Source organism: Agromyces atrinae (assembly GCF_013407835.1).
GTDB lineage: Bacteria > Actinomycetota > Actinomycetes > Actinomycetales > Microbacteriaceae > Agromyces > Agromyces atrinae.
The window spans coordinates 1,526,035-1,548,419 of record NZ_JACCBI010000001.1 but is presented as its reverse complement, the minus strand read 5'-3'; the positions used below and the strand labels follow the sequence as shown (position 1 = coordinate 1,548,419).

The 22,385-nt window shown below is 69.1% G+C and carries 19 protein-coding genes; 14 read left to right on the top strand and 5 right to left on the bottom strand.

The features are described from left to right. Window positions 1–55 precede the first annotated feature (55 nt). Window positions 56–2,002 carry a collagen-binding domain-containing protein gene (locus BJ972_RS07465; RefSeq protein ID WP_129176954.1) on the bottom strand — a complete coding sequence of 649 codons (1,947 nt, stop codon included), beginning with the start codon at window positions 2,000–2,002 and terminating at the stop codon, window positions 56–58. A gap of 227 nt (window positions 2,003–2,229) precedes the next feature. Here BJ972_RS07465 and BJ972_RS07460 point away from each other — a divergent pair, with 227 nt between their 5' ends. Both BJ972_RS07460 and recR read left to right on the top strand, forming a co-directional pair. Next, entirely contained in the window at window positions 2,230–4,638 is a 2,409-nt protein-coding gene (locus BJ972_RS07460) for a DNA polymerase III subunit gamma and tau (protein ID WP_179419931.1), read from the top strand. A gap of 3 nt (window positions 4,639–4,641) precedes the next feature. Continuing rightward, window positions 4,642–5,238: a recombination mediator RecR gene (gene recR, locus BJ972_RS07455; RefSeq protein ID WP_129173355.1), complete on the top strand. Its 597-nt coding sequence runs from the start codon at window positions 4,642–4,644 to the stop codon at window positions 5,236–5,238. A 62-nt stretch (window positions 5,239–5,300) separates the two neighbouring features. Here the strand turns inward: recR and BJ972_RS07450 are convergent, their stop codons facing one another. Further along, on the bottom strand, window positions 5,301–5,792 hold the full coding sequence (locus BJ972_RS07450) for a hypothetical protein (protein ID WP_129173353.1): 492 nt from the start codon (window positions 5,790–5,792) through the stop codon (window positions 5,301–5,303). Between the two features lie 134 nt (window positions 5,793–5,926). Here BJ972_RS07450 and BJ972_RS07445 point away from each other — a divergent pair, with 134 nt between their 5' ends. The 4 genes from BJ972_RS07445 to BJ972_RS07430 all read left to right on the top strand — a co-directional run bounded on the left by BJ972_RS07445 (window position 5,927) and on the right by BJ972_RS07430 (window position 11,243). After that, window positions 5,927–7,201 (top strand): aspartate kinase, encoded by a 1,275-nt coding sequence (locus BJ972_RS07445; RefSeq protein WP_179419930.1) that lies wholly within the window; start codon window positions 5,927–5,929, stop codon window positions 7,199–7,201. Between the two features lie 135 nt (window positions 7,202–7,336). Next, window positions 7,337–8,392: an aspartate-semialdehyde dehydrogenase gene (locus BJ972_RS07440; protein ID WP_373366814.1), complete on the top strand. Its 1,056-nt coding sequence runs from the start codon at window positions 7,337–7,339 to the stop codon at window positions 8,390–8,392. A gap of 35 nt (window positions 8,393–8,427) precedes the next feature. Next, window positions 8,428–10,080 carry a sensor histidine kinase gene (locus BJ972_RS07435; RefSeq protein ID WP_129173349.1) on the top strand — a complete coding sequence of 551 codons (1,653 nt, stop codon included), beginning with the start codon at window positions 8,428–8,430 and terminating at the stop codon, window positions 10,078–10,080. After that, on the top strand, window positions 10,077–11,243 hold the full coding sequence (locus tag BJ972_RS07430) for a GGDEF domain-containing protein (RefSeq protein ID WP_129173347.1): 1,167 nt from the start codon (window positions 10,077–10,079) through the stop codon (window positions 11,241–11,243). Before BJ972_RS07435 ends, BJ972_RS07430 begins: the two co-directional genes overlap by 4 nt. On the opposite strand, the gene BJ972_RS07425 is transcribed toward BJ972_RS07430, so the two are convergent. Then, window positions 11,244–11,864 carry a hypothetical protein gene (locus BJ972_RS07425; RefSeq protein WP_129173345.1) on the bottom strand — a complete coding sequence of 207 codons (621 nt, stop codon included), beginning with the start codon at window positions 11,862–11,864 and terminating at the stop codon, window positions 11,244–11,246. 128 nt (window positions 11,865–11,992) lie between these two features. Between BJ972_RS07425 and BJ972_RS07420 the strand changes: the two genes are divergently transcribed. Together BJ972_RS07420 and BJ972_RS07415 are read left to right on the top strand one after the other, a co-directional pair. After that, window positions 11,993–13,480, top strand: coding sequence for a glycosyltransferase family 2 protein (locus BJ972_RS07420; RefSeq protein ID WP_129173343.1), 1,488 nt, complete (start codon window positions 11,993–11,995; stop codon window positions 13,478–13,480). Beyond that, window positions 13,477–13,842, top strand: coding sequence for a hypothetical protein (locus BJ972_RS07415; protein ID WP_129173341.1), 366 nt, complete (start codon window positions 13,477–13,479; stop codon window positions 13,840–13,842). The genes BJ972_RS07420 and BJ972_RS07415 overlap by 4 nt, the downstream gene beginning before the upstream one ends. 13 nt (window positions 13,843–13,855) lie before the next feature. Here the strand turns inward: BJ972_RS07415 and BJ972_RS07410 are convergent, their stop codons facing one another. Both BJ972_RS07410 and BJ972_RS07405 read right to left on the bottom strand, forming a co-directional pair. Next, complete coding sequence (locus BJ972_RS07410) at window positions 13,856–14,737, bottom strand: response regulator transcription factor (protein ID WP_241830738.1); 882 nt, start codon at window positions 14,735–14,737, stop codon at window positions 13,856–13,858. A 32-nt stretch (window positions 14,738–14,769) separates the two neighbouring features. Then, window positions 14,770–15,771 carry a glycoside hydrolase family 6 protein gene (locus BJ972_RS07405; protein ID WP_129173337.1) on the bottom strand — a complete coding sequence of 334 codons (1,002 nt, stop codon included), beginning with the start codon at window positions 15,769–15,771 and terminating at the stop codon, window positions 14,770–14,772. A gap of 258 nt (window positions 15,772–16,029) precedes the next feature. On the opposite strand from BJ972_RS07405, the gene BJ972_RS07400 reads away from it, so the two are divergent. The 6 genes from BJ972_RS07400 (at window position 16,030) to BJ972_RS07375 (ending at window position 22,317) form a co-directional block, all read left to right on the top strand. Next, the gene (locus BJ972_RS07400; protein ID WP_129173335.1) at window positions 16,030–17,595 is read left to right on the top strand and encodes a malate:quinone oxidoreductase; all 1,566 of its coding nucleotides are present in this window, start codon (window positions 16,030–16,032) and stop codon (window positions 17,593–17,595) included. 36 nt (window positions 17,596–17,631) lie between these two features. After that, window positions 17,632–18,651 (top strand): Rv2578c family radical SAM protein, encoded by a 1,020-nt coding sequence (locus BJ972_RS07395; protein WP_129173333.1) that lies wholly within the window; start codon window positions 17,632–17,634, stop codon window positions 18,649–18,651. 72 nt (window positions 18,652–18,723) lie between these two features. Further along, on the top strand, window positions 18,724–19,920 hold the full coding sequence (locus BJ972_RS07390) for a sensor histidine kinase (protein WP_129173331.1): 1,197 nt from the start codon (window positions 18,724–18,726) through the stop codon (window positions 19,918–19,920). Then, the gene (locus BJ972_RS07385; RefSeq protein ID WP_129173329.1) at window positions 19,917–21,053 is read left to right on the top strand and encodes a hypothetical protein; all 1,137 of its coding nucleotides are present in this window, start codon (window positions 19,917–19,919) and stop codon (window positions 21,051–21,053) included. The genes BJ972_RS07390 and BJ972_RS07385 overlap by 4 nt, the downstream gene beginning before the upstream one ends. Next, the gene (locus tag BJ972_RS07380; protein ID WP_129173327.1) at window positions 21,040–21,702 is read left to right on the top strand and encodes a response regulator transcription factor; all 663 of its coding nucleotides are present in this window, start codon (window positions 21,040–21,042) and stop codon (window positions 21,700–21,702) included. Before BJ972_RS07385 ends, BJ972_RS07380 begins: the two co-directional genes overlap by 14 nt. Further along, complete coding sequence (locus BJ972_RS07375) at window positions 21,703–22,317, top strand: thymidine kinase (RefSeq protein ID WP_129173325.1); 615 nt, start codon at window positions 21,703–21,705, stop codon at window positions 22,315–22,317. Window positions 22,318–22,385 lie beyond the last annotated feature (68 nt).

Below are 22,385 nucleotides of genomic sequence, written 5' to 3'. Positions count from 1 at the left end.
AAATGCCTCCGACCCCCTCCTGCGAGGGGAAGCAGGAGAGGGCCGGAGGAGTCGGTCAGGCTCGGCGGCGTCGCATCGCCATGACGCTGGCGCCGATCACCATGAGGGCGATCGCACCGGCGACGAGCGGAGCCACGGTGCGCGTACCCGTGCTCGCGAGCGCCGCGGGCGAGCTCGAACCCGTCGTCGTCGCCGTCTCGGGTGCGCACGCCGGGGCGGCGAGCACGAACGAGGTGTCGGCACGGTCGATCGAGTCGACGGTGACGGTCACGTCCGCGCCGTCACGCAGGTTGTAGCCGGTCGACGTCGGGTCGAGCACCCAGCGGCCGTTCGGCAGCTGAGTCCAGCCCGGCCAGCTCGTCGCCGCACCGGTCGAGTCGACCTCGGCGCCGGGCCAGAGGAGTCGGCCGTGCGCGCTATCGGGGGTGAGATCGACCGACTCGGTGTAGCTCGGACCGGTTCCGTCGCTCGGCGAGAAAGTGATCTCGGCGTGCGTGATCGAGGCGTCGAGGTCGTACGTCGTGATGTCGTAGTCGAGGTACGGAGCATCGTTCGAGCACATCGACGTCAGCGCACGGACCTCGAGGCGAGGGTTCGTCAGGGGAGTCGGTTCCGGGGTGGGAGTGGGTTCCGGGGTGGGAGTCGGCTCCGGGGTGGGAGTGGGCTCGGGCGTCGGCTCGGGCGTGGGCTCGGGCGTGGGCGTGGGCGTGGGCGTGGGCTCGGGTGTCGGAGTCGGTTCCGGCGTGGGCGTCGGTTCCGGGGTCGGCGTCGGCTCGGGCGTGGGCGTCGGCTCGGGCGTGGGCTCCGGGGTCGGAGTCGGCTCGGGCGTGGGAGTCGGTTCCGGGGTGGGCGTGGGCTCGGGCGTCGGAGTCGGTTCCGGCGTCGGCGTCGGCTCAGGCGTAGGAGTGGGCTCCGGCGTCGGCTCGGGAGTGGGAGTCGGTTCCGGCGTGGGAGTCGGCTCCGGCGTCGTCGGAAGCTCAGGCACGTAGCCGTAGTGGTGGATCTCGCCGGCTCCCGTGATCGACAGGGTGTCGGCGATGATCTGGCCGCGCAGCGGGTTCTGGCGGGCGTAGACAACGTGCGCTTCGGGAGCGAGGACGAGGCCGCCGAGCTCGGTCGAACCCGTGAGCGTCAGCTCGGTCCAGCCGTCGAAGTTCCACACGATGAAGGGGGCGAAGTATCGCCCGCCCACGCTGTCGCCGTTGAAGCGCGCAGCCGAGAACGACGTCGTCGCACCGGGCGCCACATCGATCACGAGCGGCGTCGTCGCGCTCGGCTTGACCGATCCGAAGTTGACCTCGTTGATGCCCGAGAACGTCGTGGCCTCGACGCGCCAGAGGTTCGTCGCGCCCTCGGTGAGGGTGACGGCGAGCTTGTCGCCCTCGTTCCGGACCGCGACCGGCGTGCCGGCGATCGAGTCGAGCGCCGTCGAGGCGTCGACGAGGTGGTCGAACACGTCGTCGCCGAACACCGCATCAGCCGAGGCCGAGGTCGTCGTGTAGTCGGCGAGCGTCCGTGCTCCCGGGGCCTTGAGGTAGCGATCCTGACCGTAGGTCGACGAGTACAGGCGTCCGTCGTTCGAGACGCTCAGCGCGTGCGTGTCGACGACGCGACCGCTGCCGGTGCTGAGGTCGATCTTCTGCGAGTTGAACGCGATGTCGAGGGTGCCGCCGATGAGGAGCTGAGTGGCGACTCCATCGATCGTCGGAAGCGGGCTCCGGTCGTGGTTCTGCAGGAGGTTGTACGTGCCGAAGCGCACGTCTCCTCCGACGGCGAGGCTGCCTTCGATCTCACCGCCGGAACTGCCGCGCTGCAGTTCGGCGTCGCCGCGCACGAGCACGGTGTAGGGGGTTACCGACGACGGCGAGGCGCCGTCGGTCGCTGCCGATGCGGCGAGCGGTGCGGCTGCGATGCCGACGAGGGTGAACAGGATGCCGCCGGCGAGCGCAGCGCGCGGGCGACGGATGAACGGGCGTGACTGTAGCGAATTCGTGCGTGGCACGGGATACCTCCGGGTAGGGACGGCGGTACGGCTCGGGAAAGCCGTGTCCCCCAAAGTACGGACACGCCCTCACCGGTCGCTCTGGTCTCCCTCAAGGAACGATCAAGATTTCGTCAGCGTCTGCGCACTGTGCCTCTGCGCTGTCGACCGGCGACCATGCCCCGACTCCGGTGAGCGTGCTCTCGCTCCCGGCGTCCGTGTCGGAGGCGGCGACTAGTCTTCTCTGTGTGGTCACCGCTCTGTATCGCCGCTATCGGCCCGAGACGTTCGCCGAGATGATCGGTCAGTCGCAAGTGACCGATCCGCTCATGACGGCACTGCGCACGGATCGTGTCAATCACGCCTACCTCTTCAGCGGCCCGCGCGGCTGCGGCAAGACGACGTCGGCCCGCATCCTCGCGCGCTGCCTCAATTGCGCCGAGGGCCCGACCGACACCCCGTGCGGCGTGTGCCCGAGCTGCGTCGAGCTCTCGCGAGCCGGCGGCGGCTCGCTCGACGTCGTCGAGATTGATGCGGCGAGCCACAACGGCGTCGACGACGCCCGCGATCTCCGCGAACGCGCCGTCTTCGCCCCCGCGCGCGACCGTTTCAAGATCTTCATCCTCGATGAGGCGCACATGGTCACGCCGCAGGGCTTCAACGCCCTGCTGAAGCTCGTCGAAGAGCCGCCCGAGCACGTCAAGTTCATCTTCGCCACGACCGAGCCCGAGAAGGTGCTCGGCACTATCCGCTCGCGCACCCACCACTACCCGTTCCGACTCGTGCCGCCCGGCCCGATGCTCGAGTACGTGCAGCAGCTCTGCACCGAAGAGGGCGTGAGCGTCGCTCCCGGAGTGCTCCCGCTCGTCGTGCGTGCCGGCGGCGGCTCCCCGCGAGACACCCTGTCGCTCCTCGACCAGCTCATCGCGGGTTCCGACGGCGACACGGTCGAGTACGAGCGTGCCGTCGCGCTCCTCGGCTACACCCACGCGGCCCTCCTCGACGAGGTCGTCGATGCGATCGGTCAGTCCGATGCCGCCGGTGCTTTCGGAGCCGTCGACCGCGTCGTGCAGACGGGCCAAGATCCTCGCCGCTTCGTCGAAGACCTCCTCGAGAGGCTGCGCGACCTCATCGTCGTCGGAGCATCGGGCCCCGACGTGGCGAAGACCGTGCTGCGCGGTGTTCCCGAAGACGACCTCGCGCGCATGGCCACGCAAGCCCAGGTGCTCGGTCAGGCCGAACTCTCGCGCATCGCCGACATCGTGAACTCGGCCCTGTCAGAGATGACCGGCGCGACGTCGCCGCGCCTCCACCTCGAACTCATGATCGCGCGCGCCCTCGTGCCGAACAGTGACGACTCGACCCGCGGCGCGCTCGCGCGCGTCGAGCGGCTCGAACGTCGCATCGGCGTCGCCGCAGCTCCCGGTGCTCCGCCATCGGCAGCTGCACCGACAGCCCCCGCACCTGTCGCCCCGGTCGCCCCGGCCGCCCCTGCAGCCGCGCCCACCCGTGAGCCCGCCGCCCCTGCGCCCGCTGCCGCGGCACCCGCAGCGGAGCCGACGCGCGCGACCCCCGCACCTGCAACGCCCGCACCGACGACCCCCGCACCCGCGGCACCCTCGCCGTCTCGTGCCACCGAAGAGCCGGCCGCACGCGCGGCAGCCGAGTCTCCCGCCGAAGCGCCTGCCGCCGAAGCGCCTGCTGCGGCACCAGCACCAGCTCCCGCACCCACCGAACCCGCCGTGCCGTCGGGCCCGATCACCCTCCAGCAGATCCGCGACGCGTGGCCCGAGGTGCTCGCCTCGGTGCAGAAGGTGCGTCGCAGCGCGTGGCTCGTGGCGTTCACGGCGCAGGCGCGCGAGTTCCGCGACGGCGACGTGCTCGTCCTGGTCTTCCCGAGCGAGAGCGATGCCGCGGGATTCCGTGATTCGTCGGCCCCGGGTCAGAGCGTGAGCGAGATCCTGCGCGAAGCGATCGCCGATGTGCTCGGAGTGCGCGTCAAGTTCATCGCGCGCGTCGAGTCGTCCGCTGCGCGCCCCGCGGTCGCCGCTCCGGGTGCCGACGCTCCTCCGAGCGCCCCGCAGCCCACCTCCTCCCCGGAGGACGCACCGTCGACCCCGCAGGCGACCGCTCCGGCGAACCCGCAGGCCGGCCCGCAGCGTTCGTCGGCCCCGGTCTCACGCGCGGCTTCGGCCGTACCGGCACCCGCAGCTCCGTCCACGCCGCCCGCGAGCGTCGACTCGTGGGCCACCGTCGCGATCCCCGGCGCCGATGATGTGCCCGTGCCGAGCGATGACGACGCTCCTCCGGCCGACGACGAGCCCTTCGCCGACCCCGGTCCGTCCGACTGGGCCGCACCCGCTTCCGCGCCGCAGCAGGCCGCACCGGCCCCGTCCGCGTCCACTGCAGCGGCTGCGCCCACCGCACCCGCGCAGCAGCCCGTATCGTCGCCGACCGCCGCGGAGCCCTCCGCACCGGCCGCGCCCTCGGCACCCGCAGCCCAGCCCTCGCGCCCCACCGCACCTCCGCGCCCCACCGCCGCGCGCACTCCCGGCGGCGTGCAGCGGTACGGCGAATCGGTCGTCCGCGAGGTCCTCGGAGCCACCTTCATCGAAGAGCAGCCGCACCAGCCGCCGCGTTCGGGATTCGGAGCCTAAGCCGTGTACGAGGGAGTCGTCCAAGACCTCATCGACGAACTGGGCCGCCTGCCCGGCATCGGTCCGAAGTCCGCTCAGCGCATCGCGTTCCACATCGTCCAGACGCAGAACTTCGACGTGTCCCACCTCGCCGAGGTGCTCATGACGGTGCGCGAGAAGGTGCGATTCTGCGAGATCTGCGGAAACGTCGCCGAACAGGCGACGTGCTCGATCTGCCGCGACCCGCGCCGCAATCCCGCGCTCATCTGCGTCGTCGAGGAGGCGAAGGACGTCGTCGCCGTCGAACGCACGCGTGAGTTCCGTGGTCTCTACCACGTGCTCGGCGGTGCGATCAGCCCGATCGACGGCATCGGCCCCGACGAGCTGCGCATCCGTCAGCTCATGCAGCGCCTCGCCGACGGCACGGTCACCGAGGTCATCATCGCGACCGACCCGAACCTCGAGGGCGAGGCGACCGCGACCTACCTCAGCCGACTGCTGACGACCCTCGAGATCCGCGTCACGCGACTGGCGTCCGGCCTCCCGGTCGGCGGAGATCTCGAGTATGCCGACGAGGTCACCCTCGGTCGCGCCTTCGAGGGTCGACGCATCGTCAGCTGACCCCGTCGACGATCAGACCCTGTCGACGATCAGACCCCGTCGACGACCAGACCGCCGGGCGTCTAGCGCAGCACCTCGATGAGCACGACCCACGAGATGACGACGCCCGCGACGATCGCCACGACGACGGCCGTCGCCACGGCGTAGAGCCCGGCGTCGTTGCCCGCGATGAGAAGTGCTCCTCCGAGGAGGAAGGCGCCGGGCGGCACGAGTCCGAAGAACGACTTCGGCCCCCGCACTCGCGCGGCGTGGTCCGTGTCGGTGAAGATCTTGCGCGTCGCATGGACGGCGAAGACCCCGGAGACGAGGCCGCCGACGACCACGATGATGCCGTATAGGCGCTCGTCGAGAGCGGGCATGAGCCCGATGCCGGCGACGACGATCGCGAGAGTCAGCGAGGCGATCGCCGAGGCGGCTCGTGCCGGAAGCGTGTAGCCCGTGAGGATCACGCGGATGTTGACCGACATCGCGACGATCATGAGGCCGACGAGGGCCGCGGCGGCACCCGCCATCGCGACATTGAACTCGCTCCACGCTGATAGCCCCGACTCCATGGAGCGCACTCTACCGCTCAGATGCGCAGCAGCACAGGGGTCGGACGCGGCCCGCGGCCGTCACATGAACCGCGGTGCATGAGCCGACGCCTAAGATGATTCCGGTAGTTCGCCCCCGTCCCCCTGGAGTACTCGTGAGCCTGATCGTGCAGAAGTACGGCGGTTCATCCGTCGCCGACGCGGAGAGCATCAAGCGCGTCGCGAAGCGGATCGTCGAAGCGCGGAAGGCCGGTAACGACGTCGTCGTCGCCGTCTCGGCGATGGGCGACACGACCGACGACCTGCTCGACCTCGCCCACGAGGTCGCCCCGATCCCCGCTCCGCGCGAGCTCGACATGCTGCTCACCTCGGGCGAGCGCATCTCGATGGCGCTGCTCGCCATGGCCATCAAGAGCCAGGGCTACGACGCGCGTTCGTTCACCGGCAGCCAGGCCGGCATGATCACGGATGCCACGCACGGCGCGGCGCGCATCGTCGAGGTCACCCCCGTTCGTCTGCGCGAGGCGCTCGACGAGGGTGCCATCGTCATCGTCGCCGGGTTCCAGGGCTTCAGCCGCGACACCCGTGACATCACGACGCTCGGCCGCGGCGGCTCCGACACGACGGCCGTCGCCCTCGCGGCAGCCCTCGAGGCCGACGTGTGCGAGATCTACACCGATGTCGACGGCATCTTCACGTCCGACCCGCGAGTGGTGCCGAACGCGAAGAAGATCGCGCGCATCACGAGCGAAGAGATGCTCGAGCTCGCGGCATCCGGCGCCAAGGTCCTGCACATCCGCGCCGTCGAGTACGCGCGCCGTCACAAGGTCAAGCTGCACGTGCGTTCGTCGTTCACGCACGACGAGGGAACGATCGTCTACGACCCGGCGTGGGCCGAAGGAGAAGAGAACATGGAAGAAGCCATCATCGCCGGTGTCGCCACCGATCTGAGCGAGGCGAAGATCACCGTCGTCGGCGTGCCCGACGTGCCCGGTGTCGCCGCGAAGATCTTCACGACCGTCGCGAAGACCAACGCGAACGTCGACATGATCGTGCAGAACGTGTCGGCGGCGACCACGGGCCGCACCGACATCTCGTTCACCCTGCCGAAGGGCGAGGGCGAGCGCGCCCTCACCGCGCTCAGCAACGAGAAGGCGTCGCTCGGCTTCGAGGGCCTCCAGTACGACGACCAGATCGGCAAGCTCTCGCTCGTCGGCAACGCGATGCGCTCGAACGCCGGCGTCTCGGCGCGTCTGTTCGAGGCGCTCTTCGAGGCGGGCATCAACATCGAGATGATCTCGACGAGCGAGATCCGCATCTCGGTCGTCACGCGTGCCGACACGGTGAGTGCCGCGGCTCGCGCGGTGCACACCGCGTTCGAGCTCGACGGCGACGCCGAAGCCGTCGTGCACGGCGGCACCGGTCGCTGAGAGCGACCCGCAACTGCCGGTCATCGCGGAGTTTCCGCCATACCGGCCCCTGTACCGCCTCCGTGAGCCGCACGCGCGCTCCTGGCTGGCAGAGTTGAGCAAGAAGCACGCGCGTCAGCGCGAGAGGAGAGAATCGTGGCCCCAGGAGTGAACATCGGTGTCGTCGGAGCAACCGGTCAGGTCGGAGCCGTCGTGCGCCGCCTGCTCGAGGAGCGAGACTTCCCGGTCGCATCGATCCGCTACTTCGCGTCGGCGCGCTCGGCGGGCACGACCCTTCCGTGGCGAGGCGAAGAGATCGTCATCGAGGACGCGGCGACGGCCGACCCCACGGGCCTCGACATCGCGATCTTCTCGGCAGGAGCGACCCTCTCGAAGGCTCAGGCCCCGCGCTACGCGGCCGCCGGCGTCATCGTCGTCGACAACTCGAGCGGCTGGCGCATGGACCCCGAGGTTCCGCTCGTGGTCAGCGAGGTCAACCCGCACGCGATCGACGAGGCCGTCAAGGGCATCATCGCGAACCCCAACTGCACGACGATGGCCGCGATGCCGGTGCTCAAGGTGCTGCACGACGAGGCCGGTCTCGAGCGACTCATCGTCTCGACCTACCAGGCCGTCTCGGGCGCTGGTCTCGCCGGTGGCGAGGAGCTGCTCGAGCAGGCGCGCGCCGCGGTCGCTCAGGACGCGATCCAGCTCGTCCACGACGGATCGAGCGTGACCTTCCCCGAACCGCGGAAGTTCGTGAAGCCGATCGCCTTCGACGTCATCCCTCTCGCGGGCTCGATCGTCGACGACGGCGACTTCGAGACCGACGAGGAGAAGAAGCTCCGCAACGAGAGCCGCAAGATCCTCGAGCTCCCCGGTCTTCTCGTCGCCGGAACCTGCGTGCGCGTTCCCGTCTTCACGGGCCACTCGCTGACGATCCACGCCGAGTTCGCGAACGCCATCACGCCCGAGCGCGCGACCGAACTCCTCGCTGCCGCTCCGGGCGTCGAGCTGTCCGACGTTCCCACGCCGCTCGAGGCGGCGGGCAAGGACCCGAGCTTCGTCGGCCGTATCCGCCAGGACCAGTCGGCTCCCGATGGCCGCGGTCTCGTGCTGTTCGTGTCGAACGACAACCTGCGGAAGGGTGCGGCGCTCAACGCCGTGCAGATCGCCGAGCTCATCGCAGCGAAGCGCCAGGTCGCCGCCTGATCAGAACAGCGCCTGTGCGGCGATAGAGTCGGCACATGGCGGGTGAGGGTATCGGGCGAACGGGCGTCCGTGGCGAGAGGCGTGGCGCCGCTGTGCGCAGTATCGACCAGTCGGTGATGCTGACCCAGCTTCTCTTCGGTTTCGTGACGGTCGTCGTCGTGTTCCTCTCCTACGCGATCGGCGTCACGGTCGGCTCGATCGTGCTCTTCTTCGCGGCCTTCATCGGCGTCTTCGCGGGGTGCGTGCTCGCCGTGGCTGTGCCGTGGCACCGCTTCCCGTCGGTCACGATCGTCATCCTGCCCATCATCGACATCATCGCGATCGGCACCCTCCGCATCGGTCTGCCGGACGCCGGTGTCGGCCTCCTCTGGGCCTTCCCGATCATCTGGCTCTCGACGTACTTCTCGCTCGCGGCGCTCGTCACGGGCCTCGCGACCGCCTTCGGATTCGTCGTCGCGACGTTCGCGATCGCGAAGAATCCTCCGACCGTGGCATCCGTCAGCTCGGTCTCCGTCCTCGTCCTCGTCCTCACCTTCATCGGTATTTCGGGGTTCCTGAACGCACGGCGTTCGCGCGCGCAGCGCCGACTGCTGCGGAAGCAGACGATCCAGCTCGAAGACGCCCTCCGCCGAGCGCGCCAGCAGGAGCGCCTCGTCGCCGAGGTGCTGAACGCCGTCGACTTCGGAGTCATCCGATTCGGGCGCGACGGTGAGATCACCGTCACGAACGAGGCGCACGCCCGCATGCAGGCGGCGATCGCGGCTCCCGGGGAGTGGCCCGCCGTCTACGCGGCCGACGCCGAGACGCTCCTTCCGACCGAGAGGATGCCGATCGCGCGCGCTCAGGCCGGCGAGGAGTTCGACAACGAGATCGTCTGGGCCGGCGAGCCGGGGTCGCCGAACCGGCGTGCCCTCTCGATCACGTCGCGTCTGCTCACCGACGAGCACGGTGCACCAGAGGGCTCGATCGTCGTCTCGAACGACGTGACCGCCGAGCTCAAGGCTCTGAAGGCCCGCGACGACCTCGTCGCCTCCGTCTCGCACGAACTGCGCACGCCGCTCACCTCGATCCTCGGCTACGTCGACCTCGCGCTCGGCGACGACCTGCCGCCCGAGACGACCGCGAAGCTCGAGATCGTCGAGCGGAACTCCTCGCGGCTCCTCGAACTCATCGGCGACATCATTGTCGCGAACCGCGACGGCGACGCGAACCTCGTGCTCCGCCCCACCGACAGCGACATCGGGGCGATCGTCGAGGCCTCGGCCGAGTCGCTCGAGCCTCGCGCGAAAGAGCGTGACGTCACGGTCCACATCGACACGGTCGAGCACGTGCATGCGACCATCGACCCCGCTCGCGTGCGCCAGATCATCGACAACCTGCTCTCGAACGCCATCAAGTACAACCGCGACGGCGGCGACGTGTACCTCGGTGTCACGGGCGACGAGAGCTGGGTGTGGGTCGTCGTTCGCGACACCGGCATCGGCATCAGCGATGTCGAGCTGCCCCGCCTCTTCGACCGGTTCTTCCGCTCCGAGTCGGTGCGCAACTCGACGATCCACGGAAGCGGCCTCGGTCTCGGCATCACCCGCGACATCGTGCGGAAGCACGGCGGCGACCTCACCGTGCACAGCGTGGTCGACGAGGGTACGACGGTCGTCGTCAAGATCCCGAAGGAGGCACCGCAATGATCGATCTGTCGACGCTGACACTCGTGACCGCCGTGGTGGTCGTGACCGTGGGCCTCGTGTTCATCCTCGACACGCTTCTGTGGCGTGACAATCGCCCCGGGCGCATCTGGTCGATCTCGTTCATGTCGGGCATGCTGACGGTGTTCTCGTACATGCTCTGGTCGACCGACACGGCGTTCTGGTGGGCGATCGCGATCGGCAACGGTGCGTTCGTGCTCTCGATCGCCTGCCTCTGGTCGGGCGCGCGGGTGTTCAACGGTCGGAACGCCCTCCTCTGGGTCACCGCTGCAGCTCCCGCCGTGGCCGTCGTCGCCGTGCTCATCGAAGGGCCGCAGGGCGGCAGCTGGGCCGGCGCGTTCTTCGAGCTCGCAGGTGTCTCGGCCTTCGCCGTCGCGGCCGGTGTCGAGATGCTGCGCGGCCGGCTCGGCGCCATCGGCTATGCGCGCATCACCGCGGTCGCGTTCTTCACCGCCGGCTCGTTCTACATCGTGCGCACGATCATCTTCGTCGCGTTCGGTGCCGGCAGCCCCTACTTCACGACCTTCTTCGGTTCGGAGGCCGCGAGCTTCGTCACGATCGTGTTCGTCATCATCGTCGGCATCACGATGTCGGTGCTCCGCATCGATTCGTCGCGCGTCGCGGCCGGGTCGACCCGCCACTACTTCGAGGCGGCGTCGAACGGCGTGCTCGCCCGTGATTCGTTCGAGTGGACGGTGTCGGTCTGGCTCGAGCGCGCCGAGTTCCACGATGCGCAGCTCGCGATGATGTACGTCCGCGTCGACGACTACTCCGACATCGTCGACGCCTACGGCCGAGCCGTGAGCGACCAGCTCGTCGAGGAGTGGATGGGCATCGTCCGCCGCCACGCGCCGCCGCACTCCGACATCGGCGAGATCAACGAGGGCGAACTCGCGATCGTGTCGCCGATGTCGTCGCCCGCCGAGGCGCGCGCTGCGGCGGAGGCGATCCGTTCCGGTCTGCAGTCCGATTCGTCACCGAACGGCAATGTGCGCGCGACGATCAGCATCGGCGTCTCGCTCACCGACTACGTCGGCTTCGCCTACAGCTCGATGCTCGAAGCAGCGGATGCCGCGTGCGAGCGCGCACAGGAGGACGGCGGAGACCGCGAGGTCGTCGATACGGGTCTGACGAACCGCGCCTGATCAGCCTTCGTCGTCGGGCAGGTTCTCCGGCACGACGGTGACGGTGAGGGTGTCGACGGCGGTCTGCTTCGCGTACTCGGCGGATGTGGGCGTCGCCTGCACGAGGATCTCGTAGGTCAGTGTGAAGACGATCGACGTCGCGGCCGGGTCGACGGCGGGGATGATGAACGTCTGGCTGTAGCTGTAGGGCGCCTTGATGAGGTAGCCGGGATTGATCGTCGACGTGTCGGTGATCGTCTGCGGCGATTCGAGCGGGCCGTCGGGGCCGGTGACCTCGGCGGCGAGCGACACCCGCGACAGGTAGACCTGCTGGCCGTCATCCGTGCCGAGCGTGCCGCTGATCGAGAAGCTCAGGGGCTTCTGCGCCGACGTCTTCCACTGGTCCATGCCGAGCGTCGACCAGTAGGTCGCGGTGAGGGCGACGTCGCCGGCGGCGATCGAGTGCACGGCGTTACCGCTCGCGAGCTCGTTGACCTCGGTCGAGATGGTCGGTCGCGGTGTCGCACTCGTCGTCGGAGCGGTCGTCGAACCCGTGGTCTCCCACGGCGGTGCACCGCATCCGGTCAGAATCAGCGTGGTGAGTGCCATGGCCGCGACGGCACCGACTCGTCTCGTGAACATGCAACTCCCCTGATCGATCAGCCCAAATCCTGAGGGATCCCTGAGGTGACGCTATCGCATCTTTCGGGCGAGCCTGCGCTTCATGGGCGAGACTAGTCGAACACAGACACCTGACCGGGGAGAGAGAAATGTCGGAGAACGCGCGTCAACAGAATGAGACCGCGTCGCGGGGCGCGGCGGGCAACCCGTACGTGCGGCGCGCGCAGCTCCCGGGCAGCGATCTGGCCGCCGAGGCGAACGAGTTCATCTCGAGCGTCGAGGCCCTTCCGACCTACCGATCGACGATCGGCTGCATCGTCCCCGCGTACAACGAGGAGGAGTCGATCGGCGAGGTCCTCGAGTCGCTCGTGAACCAGACCCGCCTCCCCGACGTCATCCACGTCATCGTCAACAACACGTCCGACCGCACGGTCGAGATTGCCGCCGAGTACGCCGGCGTGCACACGCGCGAGACCGACGGCGTCGAGCAGTTCACCGAGGTCTTCGTCCATGACATCGGCAAGAACCCCGACAAGAAGGTCGGCGCCCTCAACTACGGCTTCACGCTCATCGACGGACTCGACTACATGCTCGGTGTCGACGGCGACACCGTCGCCGACTCGCGGGCGATCGAGTTCCTCGAGGCGGAGATCAGCTCCGACACCCGCATCGGCGGCATCTCGGCGATCTACTCGATCGACGACCGCCCCTTCTCGGGCATCGTCGCGCCCTTCCTCATCGCCGGCCAGCGCGCCCAGTTCGCGGCCTTCAATATGCAGAACATGCTGCGCGGCCGCAACATGGCCGTGCTCGGCGGTCAGTACTCGATCTTCGCCATCAAGGCCCTGCGCGACGCCATGCGCGAGAACCACCAGTCGACGCCGTGGGTGAAGGACAGCGAGGTCGAGGACTCGCTCCTCTCCCTCCAGATCAAGAGCGCCGGCTACCTCACGAAGATCAGCGCGCGAGCGCGAGCGGATGTCGGTGGCATGACCACCGTCCGCGGCCTCGACGCACAGCAGGTGAAGTGGAACTACGGCGCGATCGAGCTCATGTGGCCGGGTCAGCGGGGCGACACGAAGGGTCAGCCGTTCCACCCGAACCTCCGCCTGCGCTGGTGGGAGAACTTCTCGATGCTCCTGAACGCCGTCACGCGCGTGCTGTTCATGGTCTTCCTCGCCGCATCGCTCTCGATCAGCGCCTTCGTCTTCAGCCCGCTCTGGCTCATCCCGCCGTTCGTCGCGATCCTCCTGAACCTCCGCATCGCGCTGTCGATGAAGAACCGCACCGCAAAGGACGTCTTGTTCGCCGTGCTGCTCTTCCCCGCCGAGATCTACATGTGGATTCGTATCGGCCACTTCTTCCGCGCCTGGTCGAAGTTCTTCTCGCGCAAGCAGGTCGACAACTGGGCCGAGCAGGCGAAGGCCGAGCGCGGCTCGGGTAACGCCCACCTCGCCCCGATCCTCTTCGCCGTCGCCTTCATCGCCGCGCTCGTCGCGCTCTGGCTCATCCTCCCCGTGATGGTGCAGTCGACGATCCTCTGGATCGGCTGGCCCGTCGTCGGTGCGATCACGATCCTCCAGACGCTCACCATGTTCGGCTCGCTCGTGCGCCGCCACCACGGGTACAAGGTGTGAGCGCATCTACCGACACTCTCGACGTGCAGGCGCTCGCTCGCCTGCACGTCGATCTGGGCTGCGACACCCGGGCCCTTCGTCGCTTCGTCGACGACTTCGTCGCACTCTGGCCGACGCGGAAGGCGCGCCTCGTGGCCGCCGTCGATGCTCATGACACCGACGAGGTGACGGTCGTGCTGCTCAGCATCGGTTCGACGAGCACGATGGCGGGGGCCGCTGCGCTGGCCGAATCGTGCGACGAACTGCTGCGCGAGGCCGAGAACCTGTCGGGAACGAAGCTCGTGCGTCTCGCCGCCACGGGCGACATGTGCTGCCGCGAACTCCGCGGATACGTCGAGGAGCGCTACGCCGCCGCGTCGTGAGACGTGAGTCCGATCAGGACTCTTCGACCGCCGTCATCCGGTAGCCGATGCCGCGCACGGTCTCGATGAACTCGGGCTGGCTCGAGTTGTCGCCGATCTTGCGGCGGAGGTTCGCGAGGTGCACCTCGACGGCGCGCTTGTCGGCTTCGCTCACGAAGTGACTCGTGACGTAGCTCTCTCCGCGGAGGAGCAGCGCGAGGTCGGCCTTGCTGCGCACACGGCGCCGCGAGGTCATGAGCGCTTCGAGCAGGTCGAACTCGCTGCGCGTGAGGTTGATCTCGTGGCCGTCGATGACGAGCACGCGCTCCTCGGGGCTGAGCCGGAGGCCGCGGTGCTCGAGCCACGGGCCGCTGCCGTCGCCCGTGTAGAGCTGCGTCTCGACGGGCTGCGCAGCCGCTTCGGCTGGTGCCGCGGGAGCCACGGGCTCGCGTGCGGCGACAGGCTCCGGAACGGCAGGCGCGACAGGCGCTGCGGGTGCGGCGGCTGCGACGGGAGCGGTCTCGCCCGCGTCGGTGGGAACGGCGCGCGGGCGACGGAGCATCGCCTCGATGCGGGCACGGAGCTCGCGCGGCCGGAAGGGCTTCGTCAGGTAGTCGTCGGCGCCGGCCTCGAGGCCCTGGAGGGTGTCGATCTCCTCCGAGCGTGCGGAGAGCATGACGATGTAGGTCTGGCTGAACGTGCGGATGCGCTTGGCCGTCTCGAAGCCGTCGATCCCCGGCATGCTGACGTCGAGCGTCGTGATGACGGGGTCGTAGGCGCGGACCGCGGCGATGCCGTCGAGTCCGTTGCCGGTCGCGACGGTCGAGAAACCGGCCTGCTCGAGGACTGTCTCGAGGAGATGACGAATATCGGCGTCGTCCTCGATGATGACGGCAGTTCGACGTTCAGATACCACTCCAGCACCTTCCCCGTGGCTGGCCGTTGCGGCTACTCTGCGCTGCCCACGGCATCGCGGGTCAATTCGACTGCCCGCTCCGGCCACCATACCCCAGCGACCGGGCCGCCGTTGCACTCGCCGTCGCTCTCTCCGGCTGTCTTGATCCACAGCAGCGCGTCGACGACCTCGTCGTCGATCGCGGTCGGCTCGTCTCCCACGGTGCGCCCCGAGGGATTGCACCATTCGCCGTTCGAGCCGTTGCCGTTCCGCGACGTGTCGATGACGGCGTGCACGCCGCCGAGCAGGTCGCTGAGCTCGTGCGCGTACTCGCGTTCGTCGGCGAGGGCGTTGTAGTTCGAGACGTTCGTGGCGAAGCCGCGAGTCTGGTCGACGCCGGCATCCTTCAGCAGCTCCGCCATCTCGGTCGCGGGCAGCCACGACGAGTGCCCGCCGTCGAGATAGACGAGGGCGGATGTCTCCGAGAGCGCTGTCGCCGCGCGCTTCACTTCCGCGACGCGCGCGTCCGTGTCGCCGCATTCCGGCGCGAGTCCGAGAGCGTCGGGCTCGAGGATGACGATGGCGGGCGCCGTCCCGAGGGCGAGGGCGATCTCGTCGACCCACGTCTCATACTCGGCAGGCGGCAGCCCGCCCGACGAGAAGTTGCCGCAGTCGCGGTCGGTGATGCCGTAGACCACGAAGCTCGGAAGCGTGCCGTCGACGCTCGTCTGGTCGACGATCGACGCCACGAAGGGGCCGACATCGCCGAGGCCGTGCTCCTCGGGGAGGAGCCAGATCGATGCGGGGCGTTCGGCGAGGTAGGTCGCCGCCGCGAACTCGGGGGAGTCGGGCTCCGCTGCCGCGGCCGCATCGACGGCGGCGGAGTCGGGCCAGACGTAGAAGGGGCGATCGAGCTCGGACTGCGCGGCCGACGGAGTCGACGCGACGACGATGACCGCGATGAGTCCGCCGACGAGCAGGAGGAATGCTGCTGCCGAGATGATCACGATGGGCAGAGCCCGATCGCGCTGTCGGCTGGGGGATCGTCCTGGCATCGTGCTCCTCGCGCTCCGTGGCGGTGCGCGGTAAGTATATGGCCGGTCGAGAGGGAAGCGGCAGTGCGGGCGACCGAAGACGACTCGCAACGAATCGTCTTCGGTCGTACGCATTCGGGTGCCGTGCAACGCTCGGGCAAAGACGTTCGGGTCGGGCCGTGACGCCGATGTCAACGGGTCGGACGTCGGAGATCGTGGCCCGTCTTTGCCCCTCCCGCCCCGGCGGGGAGACCGGAGCGGGAGGCGTGTTTCGAGACTATGTCGTGCCCCTCAAGCGAGGCTCAAGCGCCCCTCAGGATCGGCTCAGTTCCTTCCCCTGCCGCGACTAGACTGAGGCTCGTGCAATCCGAGGAGACAGTCGACGTCGTTCTGATCGGCGGCGGAATCATGAGTGCGACCCTCGGCACCCTTCTCTCAGAGCTCGAACCCGAGTGGTCCATCCGGGTCTACGAGCGCCTCGGAGAGGTTGCCCAGGAGAGTTCGAACGCGTGGAACAACGCTGGTACGGGGCATGCCGCCCTGTGTGAGCTGAACTACATGCCCGAGGCCCCCGACGGCAGCGTCGACGCGGCCAAGGCGATCTCGATCAACGAGCAGTTCCAGATCAGTCGTCAGCTCTGGGCGTCGCTCGTCCAGGCGGGCTCCCTCCCCGACCCGTCGGGCTTCATCAATGCGACCCCGCACATGACCTTCGTCCGCGGAGCCGACAACGTCGCCTATCTCAAGCGACGCTATGAGGCCCTTCGCGATCAGCCCCTGTTCGGCGGCATCGAGTACACGGAAGACATCGACGTCATCGCCGAGTGGGCGCCGCTCCTCGCGGTCAAGCGCAATCGCAAGCAGAAGGTCGCGGCGACGCGCATCGTCGCCGGCACCGACGTCGACTTCGGCGCGCTCACCCGCATGCTGTTCGACACCATCAGCGACCGCGGTGCGATCGTCGAGAAGAACCACCACGTCACCGCGCTCAAGCGGCGCGCCGACGGCACGTGGCGTCTGAAGCTCCGCCACACCGTCGGAGGCACCCCCAAGCAGATCGACGCCAAGTTCGTCTTCGTCGGCGCGGGCGGTGGCGCACTCGCGCTCCTGCAGCACTCGGGAATCCCCGAGATCCGCGGCTACGGCGGCTTCCCCATCTCGGGGCAGTTCCTGCGGACCACGAACCCCGCGATCGTCGCCCAGCACCGCGCCAAGGTCTACGGCAAGGCCGCCGTCGGCGCACCCCCGATGTCGGTGCCCCACCTCGACACGCGCATCGTCGACGGAGAGACCGCCGTGTTGTTCGGTCCGTACGCGGGCTTCACGCCCAAGTTCCTCAAGTCGTCGACGTGGTTCGACCTGCCGTTCTCGGTGCGCTGGCACAACATCGGCCCGATGCTGCAGGTCGCCGTTCGCAACCTCGACCTCATGAAGTACCTCATCGGCGAGGTCGTCGCGTCGCGCGAGAAGAAGATGAAGGCCCTGCGTCAGTTCATGCCGACGGCGAAGACCGATGACTGGGAGCTCATCACGGCCGGTCAGCGGGTACAGGTCATGAAGAAGGACCCTGAGAAGGGCGGCGTGCTGCAGTTCGGCACGGAGGTCATCACGGGCGCGGACGGCACGATCGCCGGGCTCCTCGGTGCGTCTCCGGGTGCCTCGACCGCGGCGCCGATCATGCTCGACGTGCTCTCGAGGTGCTTCCCCGACCGCTATGCGGGATGGCTCCCGCGGCTGCGCGAACTCATCCCCGCCTACGGCACGAAGCTCAACGACGACCCCGAGGCGGCGCGTGCGTCGCTCGACGCGACGGCCGCCGCGCTCAAGCTGCCCGCAGGCTCCTGACTTGCGCCTCATTCGAATTAATGTTCGAATGAGGGCATGCGGTGGAGCGGGCAGGAACTCGGTGTCGACGACCCCAACGCGCTGCCCGGCCTCGTCCGGCTGAACAACCTCGTGCGCACCGTGCGCACGCCCGAGTTCGCGGGCATCACGTTCCACGAGGTGCTTGCGAAGACGGCGCTCAACCGGGTGCCCGGGCAGAGCGCGATGCCGTTCGAGTGGACGATCAACCCGTACCGCGGCTGCTCGCACGCGTGCACGTACTGCTTCGCCCGGCCCACCCATGAGTACCTCGATCTCGACGGCGGGGACGACTTCGATCGGCAGATCATCGTCAAGGTCAACGTCGCCGACGTCGTGCGCAAGGAGGTCGCGCGCCCGTCGTGGCAACGGCACGCGGTGGCGCTCGGCACGAACACCGACCCGTACCAGCGCGCCGAGGGTCGCTACGCACTCATGCCCGGCATCATCGACGCGCTCGCGGCGAGCGGCACACCGCTCAGCATCCTGACGAAGGGCACGTTGCTGCGGCGCGATCTGCCGCGGTTGTCCGCGCTCCGTGACGTCATCCCCATCGACCTCGCCCTCTCCATCGCGATCTACGACGACGAGCTGCAGCAGTCGATCGAGCCGGGCACCCCGTCGACGGCGGCGCGGCTCGCGACGGTGACGGCCGTCCGCGAGGCGGGCTTCGACTGCTCCGTGTTCCTCATGCCCGTGCTGCCGTACCTCACCGACTCGATCGCGCACCTCGACGAGGCCGTCGGTCGCGCTCGTGCCGCCGGGGCGACGAGTATCGCGCATACGGCGCTCCACCTCGGCCCCGGCGTCAAGGAGTGGTTCCTCGCCTGGCTCGGGCGCGAGCACCCCGAGCTGCTGCCGAAGTACCGGTCGATGTACTACGGCCGCAACCGTTCGGCGCCGCTCGACTACCGGCGCTGGCTCTCCGAGCGCATGCGTCCGATCCTGCGTGCGCACGGGATCGAGCGCACGCGCACGTCACCCGTGACGGGCGGAGTGCGCTCGCAGGCGGCCCTCGACCCTGCCGCGCTCTTCTGACCGTCGGCGCAACCCCTGCCGCGCGGGTCGTGAGGGTGTCATAATCCGAAGACAGGCGGGTGAGGGGGCCGGATGACGATCGGACTTCCTCAGCACCTCGCCCGGCAGACGCTGAGCGGAGCGATCGCGATGGGCAGCGGTGCCGCGGCCTTCGTCTCGCTCGGCGCGGCGGGCCTCATCGCGATCGTGCTCGCGGCGGCGGGTGACGTCTCCGCGCTCGTCGCGCTCCTCGTCGTGATCGTCATGGCCATCCTCCTCACGCTGCTCGTCCGCACGCGCACCGTCGCTGCGGCGAGCGTCTACCTCGTCGCGGGATCGGTCGGCGTCTTCATCTTCACGCTCGAGGTGCTCGGCGCGCCGGGCGGATACTCCGACACGAGCAACCTCCTCGTCGGCCTGCCGCATATCGCGCTCCTCCTCGGCGGGGGCACGGCCGCGGGCGCGGGAGCGGGCCTCGCCTGGGTGGGAGCAGGGTTCGGCGGCGGTCTCATCGCGGCGATCTGCGCGGCCGAGATGGCGGGCGCGGCGGTCCGCCCGAACACTCCCGTCCTTCTCGCACTCGGTCTCATCGTCATCGTGCTCGTGTTCGACGGCTTCACGCGCGGCGATGCGCACCAGAGCGACCATGCGTTGCAGCGCGCGCGGCGCGAGGCGCGCGAGCTCGACATCCGTCGGGACTACGAACTGCGCGCGACCGCCCGACTCCACGACACGGCGCTCAGTCACCTCCTCGCGATCGCCTCGTCGCCCCTCGGGCCGCTCGACGCCGCGCTCCGCAGCGCTGTCGAGAGAGACGTCGCGTTCCTCGTCGAACGCGAGTGGTTCCGCCCCGCGGGCGGCTCGGGGCCCGCTTCGATGCAGCGGGCCGTCCTCGGCGAGACGGTCGCGCGGTCGGCGACACGTGGCGTGCGCGTCACGGTCTCGGGTGACGCGTCGGCACTCGGCGACCTCGATCCGGAGGCAGCGGCGGCGATCGTCGATGCCGTCGACCAGAGCCTCGCGAACGTCGCCCGGCACGCGGGCGTCGACGCGGCCGAGATCGTCGTCGCTGAGATCGGAGGGCGGCTGACCGTCGCCGTCGTCGATGCGGGGCGAGGGTTCGACACCGAGACGGTCGCCCACGATCGACTCGGGCTGCGGGCATCCATCATCGGTCTGGTCTCCGCTGTCGGCGGCGACGTGCGGATCTGGTCGACCCCGGGCGCGGGGACGACGATCCTCCTCTCGGTCCCGCTCGGCGTGCGGGCGACAGGGGAGGAGGCACCATGACGCGCCTCACTCAGCAAGAGCTCGACCCGCTCGGCGCGATCTCGGCGTGGCCGCTGACGATCGGTGCCGCCGTCATCGCCGTCGGCCTCGCCGTCGCGGCGACGATCGGCCACGACGGCCAGGTGAGGTCGCTCCCGATCGCCATCGTGGCCGTCGCGTTCGTCGTCGCTGCGGGCGCCGCCCTCGTCTATCTCACGCACGAGTCCACGGCGCCGTTCACGACCGAGCGCATGTGGATCGTCGTCGCGCTCAGCTCGACCGCGGCCGTCGCCGAGTTCGCGAGCACGGCGGGCGCGAACGACTACGTCACGGATGACTTCGGATCGGTCGTCGCCGGGGTGCTCATCCTCGGCATGGCGCCCTATCGGCCGTGGAGCTCGATCATCGCGGCGTCACTCGCGGCGGCCGTCGTGCTCGGGAGCATCGCCGTCGCGACGTCCGAGTACGCCATCATCAGTGCGCCGGCCGCGTTGTTCGCGATCGTCGGGATGCTTCCCGTGCTCGCCCTCGGTGCGGCATCCGCGGGGTACTCGCGTCGGATCACCGCCGAGATCGTGCGATGGCAGCGGGTGGCCGCGCGCGAATCGCTCTCGACCGAGGCCGAGGTTCGCGACGGCATCGCGCGTTCGGTGGAACGCCGACAGCTCGTCGTGCTCGGGCGCGACGTCCTGCCGTTCCTCGACAGCGTGCTCGAGCGGGGCGTGGTCGAGCCCGCCGATCGGCAGACGGCGGCGCGGCTCGCGCGCACGCTCCGCGGCGTGCTCGTCGCGCACTCCGACGCCACGTGGCTGTCCGATCTCCTGGAGCCCGCCGGCCAGACATCCGTCGACGTCGAACTCCGTGATCCGACGGGGGCCGCCGGCGCGATGTCGGCCGATCAGCGCTCGGCGCTCACCGCGCTCCTCACCCGCCTTCTCGCGACATCGGAGCGGGTGCGGGTCGAGGTGTCCCGGGACGCGGTCGACCCCGTCGCGCGAGTGACGATCGACGCGAGGATCCGATCGGTCTCGATGCCGTCGGCGCGGCGAGACCTCCAGCCGTTCTTCGCCGTCAGCCGCTCGGCGTTCGCCGCGCAGGACGCGCGGGTGTCGCGCGGTGTCGTGCAGGCGGGATTCGACTATGAACTCCGATGAACGCATTCGGGTCGCCATCCTCGACGATCACGAACTCATCCTCGACGGTATCTCGAGCTGGATCGACAGCCACGCGCCGGAGTTCGAGATCGTCCTCCGTGCGCGGTCGTGGATCGAGCTCGTCACGAGCGATGACTTCCCCACGCCCCTCGTGCTCATGGACTACCAACTCGCCGACTCGGTGTCGATCGAGGCGCGCATCCGCACCTGTCGGGCGGCCGGGGCACGAGTCGTCGTCGTGAGCGCCCTCGACTCGCGTGAATCGCGGCAGCGCGCACTCGACGCGGGTGCCGCCGCGTTCGTCTCGAAGACGCTCCCTGTGGCGGTGCTCGTCGACGAGGCGCGTGCCGTGATGGACCTTCCGTCGAACGGATCGATCGCGGTGGGGGAGCAGCGCCCCTCGCCCGCCGAGACCTCCGCCCCGCGGCGCCCGGCCGACCCGCGCCTGAGCGCCTCCGAGGAGCACGCTCTGCGCCTCTACGTGCAGGGCCACAGCACCGTGGCGGTCGCGCGTGCGATGGGAGTCAGTTTCGAGACGGCCAAGACGTACTTGCGACGCGTTCGCGAGAAGTACGCTCGGGTAGGGAGGCCGGCGAGCCGGAAGGCCGAGCTCATGCGCCGCGCCGCAGAGGACGGATACCTGGAGTAGATGGCGAAGCTGTATTTCCGCTACGGAGCGATGAACTCCGGCAAGAGCACGGCGCTGCTGCAGGCGGCGTTCAACTATGAGGAGCGCGGGCACGAGGTGCTCCTCGCGAAGCCCTCGGTCGACACCAAGGGCGCCGAGGCGATCGTCTCCCGCCTCGGCGTCGAGAGGCCCGTCGACTTCGTCTTCCGTCCCGGCGACGACGCCTACGCGCTCTTCCAGCGCCACCGGCGCGAGCGCATCGATGCGACGACCCGCGACGTCAGTTGCCTCCTCGTCGACGAGGCGCAGTTCCTGAACGACGAACAGGTCGACGACCTCCTCCGTGTCGCCCTCCTCGAGAACATTCCTGTCATGGCATACGGAATCCGCACCGACTTCCAGACGGTCGCGTTCCCGGGCTCGCGTCGCCTCCTCGAGGTCGCACATTCGCTCGAAGAGCTCAAGACGATCTGCCGGTGCGGGCGGAAGGCGATGTTCAACGGCCGCCTCGTCGACGGACGCTTCGTGTTCGACGGATCGCAGGTCGCGATCGACGGCGAATCGGTCACGTACGAGTCGTTGTGCGGAGCCTGTTACCTGCAGGAATCCGCGGGAGAACTGGCGCCGCCGCGCTGATTCCGTTCGGCGTACGCATCGCGCCGAATCGGCCCTCGGGGACGGCGGCCCTCCTGAACGCTGGTAAG